Raw genomic sequence first — 7,844 nt, 5'->3', positions numbered from 1 at the left:
GTTCCGCGCCCTCTACATGGCCTTCCCCATCAACCTAATCATCATCGGCTGGGTCAACCTGGCCATGGTGAAGATCCTCGATGTCACGCTCGGTGTGGACCCCTTCCGCGCACTGCTCGCGATGTTCGTCATTACCATGGCCTACTCGACGCTGTCCGGTCTCTGGGGCGTGGTCGTCACCGACTTCGTCCAGTTCGTGATCGCCATGGGCGGCTCGATTGTACTCGCCATCTTCGCCGTCCAGGCGGTCGGCGGACTGGACGGGCTGCTGGCCAAGCTGCCCGCCCACTTCGGCTCGACGGAAGCCGCACTCGCCTTCTTCCCCGCCGCCGGCGCCGCCTGGATGCCGCTCACCGCCCTGCTCGCCTACCTCGCCGTGCAGTGGTGGGCCACCTCCTACCCGGGCGCCGAACCGGGCGGCGGCGGCTACGTCGCCCAGCGCATCTTCAGCTCCCGAACCGAGCGGGACGGCCTGCTCGCTACCCTGTGGTTCAATATTGCCCACTATGCCGTGCGACCCTGGCCCTGGATCCTCACCGCACTGGCCGTCGTCGTGCTCTACCCGGGGCTCGCCGACCCGGCCAGCGGCTACGTCCAGGCCGTGGTAGACCTGCTGCCCACCGGGTTCCGCGGCCTGCTCCTGGCCGCCTTCGCCGCCGCCTACATGTCCACCATCGCCACCCAGCTCAACTGGGGGGCGTCTTACCTGATGAACGACCTCTACCTGCGCTTCGTCCGCCCCGACGCCGGCGCGCGGCGCCTGGTCCTGATCTCGCGCCTCGCTACCGCTGCCATCTTCGTGCTCTCGACGGGCGTGACCTACGTGCTCTACCGCGGGGGATCGATCGAGGGCGCCTGGCGCATCCTCATCGCGCTCGGCGCCGGGACCGGGCTGGTCTACATCCTGCGCTGGTACTGGTGGCGCATCAACGCCTGGTCGGAGATCAGCGCCATGGCCGCTGCGCTCCTCGTATTCTTCGCCCTGGGCGGGCTCTGGGCCGTGGGCGCAGTCCCGGCCGCGGAGGCCCAGAGCCTGGCCCAGGTTGCGCCACTGCGCCGCGGCTTCGGGCTGGTCTTCAACCCTATGGATCCGCTCGAGGGCGCCTACGTCATGCTGGCCACGACGGCGATCACTACTGCCGTCTGGATCGCCATCACCTTCCTGACGCCGCCGGTGCCCCAGCCTGCACTGGAAGCCTTCTACCGCCGCGTGCGGCCCGGCGGACCAGGCTGGCGCCGAATCGCCACGGCGGCAGGCTTCGGCGCCGAATCCATGGCCGGCGGCGCGCTCAACTGGACCAACTGGATCGCCGGCGTAATCAGTGTGTATGGCGCGCTCTTCGGCGTGGGACGCCTGATCTTCGGGCCGCGACTCGAAGCGCTCCTCTACCTCGCCGCCGCCGCCGCCTCCTTCGCCTGGATCGCCCGCAACCTGAGGGCGGGGGAGCGGGATGCCAGAAGGTAGGATGGGGACTCCGGCTCGGGCTCCGCGACTGAGGCGCTGGGCTCCAGCGCGGCGCGCAACGCGCACGCGCGTACACGTACGCGTCCGCTAATAACCATGAACCCCGAACGCATCCCCACCGTCGTCCTCGAGCACGACGCCATCGCCCGCACGATTGCCCGCCAGATCGGCGAGCTGATCCGCGGCAAGCAGGCTGCCGGCCAGGGCGCCGTCCTGGGCCTGGCCACGGGCTCGACCCCCATCGGCATCTACCGCGAGCTGATCCGCCTGCACCGTGACCAGGGGCTGAGCTTTGCCGGCGTGGTCGCCTTCAACCTCGACGAGTACTACCCGATGGCGCCGGACAGCATTCACAGCTACCAGCGCTACATGAGGGAGAACCTGTTCGACCACATCGATATCGCCCCGCAGAACGTCCACCTTCCGCTCGGCAGTACGCCGCGCGACCGTGTTGACGAGCATTGCCGCGCCTATGAGGAAAGGGTGCGCCAGGCCGGGGGCATTGACTTCCAGATCCTGGGCATTGGCCAGACCGGCCATATCGGCTTCAACGAGCCCGGCTCGAGCATGCATTCCCGCACCCGCCTGGTCGGCCTGGACAGCATCACGCGCCGCGCCGCCGCCGCCGACTTCTTCGGCGAGGAGAACGTGCCCACGGAAGCCATCACCATGGGAGTCGCCACCATCCTCGAGGCGCGCCAGATCGCTATCATCGCCACGGGCGAGCATAAGGCCGAGATCGTGCGCCGCGCGGTCGAGGGCGAGCTACACCCCGATGTCGCCGCCACCTATCTGCAGCAGCACCCGGCCACCACCTTTTACCTGGACCCCGCCGCCGCCGCCGAGCTCACGCGGTTCAAGACGCCTTGGCTGCTGGGCGCCGTAGAATGGACCCGGCCCCTCGAGATCCAGGCCGTGATCTGGCTCAGCGCCGTTACGGGCAAATCCGTGCTCAAGCTCGAGAACCAGGACTACCGCGAGCACCACCTGAGCGCGCTCCTCGCCCGCTACGGCGGCGCCGGGCCGCTCAACGGCGAGGTCTTCAACGCGCTTATCGCCAAGATCCGGGGCAGGAGCAAATTGCCCCGCGGCCAGCGCATCCTGGTCTTCTCGCCGCACCCCGATGACGACGTCATCTCGATGGGCGGCATCCTGAACAAGCTGCACCAGAACGGGAACGAGATCCTCGTCGCCTATCAGACCTCGGGCAACATTGCCGTGTTCGATCACGAGGTCCGCCGTTACCTCGACTTCATGCGGCGCATCGCCCGCGACTTCGATCTCGAGCACCAGCGCCTCGAGGCGCTGGTCCGCAAGATCCAGGATTTCCTCACCAGCAAACAGCCTGGCGCCGTCGACTCCGCCGCCTGCCAGACCATCAAGCGCCACATCCGCGAGGCCGAGGCCGTATCCGCCCTCGAGACCTTCGGCATCGCCCCCGAGCGCGCCGTGTTCCTCAATCTGCCCTTCTATCAGACGGGCAAGGTGCGCAAGGATCCCATTGGCCCCCGCGACATCGAGATCACGCACGAGCTGCTCGAGCGCCACCGTCCCGACCTCGCCTTCGTCGCAGGTGACCTCTCGGATCCCCACGGCACGCACCGCATGTGCAAGGAAGCCGTGGATCGGGCGCTGGAACGCTACTCGGCGGAGCCGCCCGAGGTCTGGTACTACCGCGGCGCGTGGCAGGAATGGCCGCTGGCAGACGCCGACGTGCTCGTCCCACTCTCCGAGGACGAGCTGCGCCTCAAGGTGCGCGCCATCTTCAAGCACCAGAGCCAGAAGGACGTGGCGCCCTTCCCGGGCCTCGACGACCGCGAGTTCTGGCAGCGGATCGAGGAGCGCAACAAGACCACCGCGCACCTGCTCGATCGCCTCGGGCTGCCCGAATACTACGCCATGGAATCCTACGTCGTACGCCGCGCCGGCCAGCCGCTCGAGACCGAACCCGTGCCCACCAGCTCCCTGGCCGCCCAGGAGCCGTGACCACCCTCGACCTTGCCGTCATCGCGGCCTATCTCGCCGGTGTCACCGCCTTCGGCGCCTGGCTCGGCCGCCGCCAGAAGGACGCCCGCGATTACTTCCTCGCCGGCCACGCCATACCCTGGTGGGCCGTCTGCTTCTCTGTCGTCGCCACCGAGACCAGTGCCCTCACCTTCATCAGCGTGCCGGCCACCGCCTACACCGCCGACTTCTGGATCCTGCAGCTCACGTTCGGCTACCTGTTCGGCCGCATCGCCGTCGCCGCCGTACTGCTGCCCGGCTACTTCCGCGGCGAGATCGCCACTGCCTACGCGCTGCTCGAGCAGCGCTTCGGCCTCGCCACTCGCCGCTTCGCTGCCGGCATCTTCATGGTCACGCGCGCCTTCGCGGACAGTGTCCGGATTTTCGCCGCCGCTATCCCCATCGCCCTGGTCACCGGGCTCCCTTACTGGCAGTCCATCCTGCTGACCGGCGCCTTTACACTGCTCTACACCTACTACGGCGGCCTGCGCGCCGTCGTCTGGGTGGACGTCATCCAGATGTTCCTCTACCTGGCCGGCGGCGCCGCCGCCCTCGTCCTGCTGCTGCGCCTGGTGCCCGGCGGCTGGGCCGGCATCCTGGAGGCCGCCCGCCCCGCCGCCAAGCTCCGGCTGCTCCACTTCCAGGGCGGATTCGCCGATGGCAGGTGGCTCCTCACCGGCCTGGTGGGCGGCGCCTTCCTCTCCATGGCCTCCCACGGCGTGGACCACCTGATTGTGCAGCGCCTGCTCGCCTCGCCTTCGCTCGCCGCGGCGCGCAAGGCCCTCATCACCAGCGGCGTGGTCGTCATCGGCCAGTTCGCGCTCTTCCTGTTGGTGGGCCTCGGCCTCTTCGCCTACTACGGCGGCCGCACCTTCGCTACACCCGACGAGGTCTTTCCCCGCTTCATTGTCGATGCGCTGCCGACCGGCCTCGCCGGCCTGATCGTCGCCGCGATCCTCGCCGCAGCTATGTCCACGGTCGCCTCCTCACTCAACTCCCTGGCCTCGGCCACCACCCACGACATCTACGCGCCTCTCGCCCGCCGCGCCGCAGACCAGCAGCACCTCATGCGCGTGGGTAGGGCGTTCACCCTGCTCTGGGCCGCCATCCTGATTGGCGGCGCGATCCTCTTCCAGTTCGCCTCACAGGGTACGCCCATTGTGGTGATCGCCCTGCAGATCGCCTCCTTCACCTACGGCGGCCTGCTGGGCGGATTCCTCCTGGGCGTGCTCTCGCGACGCGCCGACCAGCGCGACGCCATCACCGGCATGGCTGCCGCCATTACCCTCATGGCCGCCCTCTGGGCCGCCCAGCAGTTCCAGTGGATTCCCCGCCTGCTGGACACCCTCTGGTTCGCCCTCATGGGCTCCGCCGTCACGGTGGGGGTCGGAGCGGCCAGCGCCCGACTCCGCTCGCGAGATGCGCGATCCCCCTGACCCTGCCCGAGTCCCGGCCCCGTGACCCTCTTTCTCGGCATTGACGGCGGAGCCACCCGCGCCACAGCCCTGGTCACCGATGCCGCGGGCGTCGAACTGGCCCGCGTGCCAGGTGAGCCGGGGCTCGTCCGCGCCGAAAACCCCGAGGCCGCCGCCCCCGGTCTGACGCACCTGGCCCGGCTGGCGCTGCGCCAGGCCGGTGCCGGCGGAGCTGGGGGTCAGCGAAGCCCAGGGGCTGCTGCCCCCGCCGCCGCGCTCTGCTGCGCCCTCGCCGGCGCCGGACGCCCCGCCGAGCGGCGCGCCCTCGAGAATACGCTGCGCAAGGCCGGCGTCGCGCGCCGCGTCCGGGTGGTCACGGACGCCGAGGCCGCCCTCGAGGACGCCTTCGGCGGCGGGCCCGGCCTGCTCCTCATCGCGGGCACGGGCTCGATCGCCTGGGGCCGCGCCGCGGATGGCCGCACCGCCCGCGCCGGCGGTTGGGGCGCCCTGCTGGGGGACGAGGGCAGCGGCTACGCCCTCGGGCTCAAAGCTCTGCGCGCCGTAGCCCGCGCCCACGACGGCCGGGGCCCCGACACGCAGCTCCTCGAGCCCGTGCTTCGCGCCGCCAGCGCAGCCGATCCCGAGTCCCTCATCCACTGGGCCGCCACCGCCGCCAAGGCCGAAATTGCCGCCCTGGCACCCCTGGTCGCCGCCGTAGCCGCCAGCCCGGACGCTGTCGCCGCCGGGATCCTGGACCAGGCCGCGCACGATCTCGCCCGCCACATCGCCGCGCTCCACCGCCGCCTCGGCCCCTGGCCAGCGCCCGCGCCTGTGGCCCTGGCCGGCGGACTCCTCGCCCCCGGCCGGCCACTGCGCCAGCCCGTGCTTCGCGCCCTGGAAGCGCTCCAGCTCCCCCTCGCCATCCTCGACCGGCCCGTGGACGCCGCCCGCGGCGCCGCCACCCTCGCCCGCCGCTTCGGCGCCTGAACCTGTGCAATAAAAGCCCGCGCACCCGCTGCACCGCGGGCCGCCGTTCCGCGGCGCTGAGCGGCGGTGGTGTGATCTCCTCGGCGAGCGGCTGCAAACCCCGTTTGGGGCGGAGGCGGGTGGGCCCGGGTGAGGCTCAAGCGGCCATTCGCGGAGCGAGCGGAGACCCCGCAGGCCGGCACTCAGCAAAGAATTTACCCGAGATGCAGGGCATCGGCGGCTGAGTGCCGGCCGAGGAGGCTCCGCGAAGCGGGAGCGCTGGCCGCGGAGCCTCACCCGGGCCCGCCCGCCGGGGCGGCCTGCCCGGCCTGCCCGGGGACTCTCGCCAAGCGCGGTGCGCGCCGCTAGACTTCCGCTATGCCCGCGTTCCCGCCCGTCGCCCAGCAGCTCGAGGCCATCCGCCAGGACGCGGCCGAGGTCATCCCCGAAGAGGAACTCGAGCGCAAGCTCGAGCGCAGCCAGCGCACGGGCCAGCCGCTGCGCGTCAAGCAGGGCTTCGACCCCACCCGCCCCGACCTGCACATCGGCCACGCCGTCTCGCTGCGCAAGCTGCGCGCGCTGCAGGAGCTGGGGCATGAAGTCATCTTCGTGGTCGGCGACTACACCGCCCGCGTCGGCGATCCCAGCGGCCGCAGCGAGACGCGCCCGCGCCCCTCGGCCGAAGAGATCCAGGCCAACGCCCGCACTTACGCCGAGCAGGTCGGCCGGGTGCTGGACCTCGCGCGCGTGCGTATCGAATACAACTCGCGCTGGCTCGCGCCCCTCGACCTGGCCGGCCTGCTCGAACTCACCGCGACCTACACTGTCGCCCGCATGCTCGAACGCGACGACTTCGCCGAACGCTACCGCGCAGGCCGCCCCATCTCGATCCTCGAGTTCGTCTACCCGCTGCTCCAGGCCTACGACTCCGTCGCCCTGCGCGCCGACCTCGAGCTGGGCGGCACGGACCAGAAATTCAACCTGCTCGTGGGCCGCACCGTGCAGGAGCGCTACGGCCAGGAGCCGCAGGTCTGCTTGATCCTGCCCCTGCTCCGCGGCACCGACGGCCAGCTCAAGATGTCCAAGTCGTACGACAACTACATCGGCATTGCCGAGCCCCCCGAGGAGCAGTTCGGCAAGACCATGTCGATTCCCGACTCACTCCTCGAGGAATGGCTCCGCCTGGCCACCACCCTGCGCGGCCCCCAGCTCGAGGCCGCCACCAGCCGCGTCCGCCAGGAGCCCTACCAGGCCAAACGCGAGCTCGCCCGCCACATCGTCGCCGCCTATCACGGGGCCGAAGCCGCCGCCCAGGCCCAGCAGCACTTCGACCGCGTCTTCAAGGAGCGCGCGCTCCCAGACCGCATCCCCGAGAAAACCCTCCCCCTCGATGCCCCCGCGCTCCGCTACCACCCCGGTCGTGGCGTCTGGCTCCCCGGACTCCTCGTCGCCGCCGGCCTCGCCGACTCCAACAGCGACGCCGTCCGCCTCATCGAGCAGGGCGCCATCGCCGCGGGCGAGGAACGCATCACCGACCGCAACCGCTACATCGCCGCCCGGCCCGGCGACCGGCTCGTGCTGCGCCGCGGGCGCCGCCACTTCCTACGTGTCACATTTTCCACGCCTTGAACGTTGACCAAAGGGTTCGGACGGGGAAAAGGCACCGGCTCTCCGCGGCGCCGCGCCACCCGGGCGGGGCGGCCAACAGGGTTGACAAACCGGAGGGCCGACTTTACTAATACCGACCGAACTTCCCTGGACCCCATGATTACGATTCCGGACCGGGCTTCCGCCGCTTCGCCCGGCCGCGGGTTGCAGCAGTTTTCGCTCGACCGAAAGCAGACCGTCGTTCTAGCGCGGTGCCGCTGGCCGCGCGCGGCAGCGATGCACTCGTTCGGACACTCGTTCGCTCGACCCAGGACTTCACCACGCCGGAGCTCGCCACGCGCCGCTCCGGCACGGCGACTTTCGCCATTTCGAGTTCCCCTTTCCGC

5 protein-coding genes are annotated in these 7,844 nt (G+C 70.5%); all 5 read left to right on the top strand.

The window, feature by feature from the left end; genetic code table 11:
• Nucleotides 1–1,465 (top strand): sodium:proline symporter (locus HY703_07575; GenBank protein MBI4545036.1); only part of this gene is annotated, 1,465 nt, incomplete at its 5' end.
• A 96-nt stretch (nucleotides 1,466–1,561) separates the two neighbouring features.
• On the top strand, nucleotides 1,562–3,451 hold the full coding sequence (gene nagB / locus HY703_07570) for a glucosamine-6-phosphate deaminase (protein MBI4545035.1): 1,890 nt from the start codon (nucleotides 1,562–1,564) through the stop codon (nucleotides 3,449–3,451).
• Nucleotides 3,448–4,905: a sodium/solute symporter gene (locus HY703_07565; protein ID MBI4545034.1), complete on the top strand. Its 1,458-nt coding sequence runs from the start codon at nucleotides 3,448–3,450 to the stop codon at nucleotides 4,903–4,905. The genes nagB and HY703_07565 overlap by 4 nt, the downstream gene beginning before the upstream one ends.
• A gap of 21 nt (nucleotides 4,906–4,926) precedes the next feature.
• Entirely contained in the window at nucleotides 4,927–5,871 is a 945-nt protein-coding gene (locus HY703_07560) for an ATPase (GenBank protein MBI4545033.1), read from the top strand.
• Nucleotides 5,872–6,228: 357 nt separating this feature from the next.
• Nucleotides 6,229–7,479: a tyrosine--tRNA ligase gene (locus tag HY703_07555; GenBank protein ID MBI4545032.1), complete on the top strand. Its 1,251-nt coding sequence runs from the start codon at nucleotides 6,229–6,231 to the stop codon at nucleotides 7,477–7,479.
• Nucleotides 7,480–7,844 lie beyond the last annotated feature (365 nt).

The organism is Gemmatimonadota bacterium, from assembly GCA_016209965.1.
Lineage (GTDB): Bacteria > Gemmatimonadota > Gemmatimonadetes > Longimicrobiales > RSA9 > JACQVE01.
Note: the sequence above shows the minus strand (reverse complement) of the source record. Positions and strands in the feature narration are given on the sequence as shown.

Excerpts from the sequence above, each read along its gene's own strand:
- HY703_07555 (MBI4545032.1), top strand. The coding sequence starts at position 6,229 with ATGCCCGCGTTCCCGCCCGTCGCCCAGCAGCTCGAGGCCATCCGCCAG.
- nagB (MBI4545035.1), top strand. The coding sequence starts at position 1,562 with ATGAACCCCGAACGCATCCCCACCGTCGTCCTCGAGCACGACGCCATC.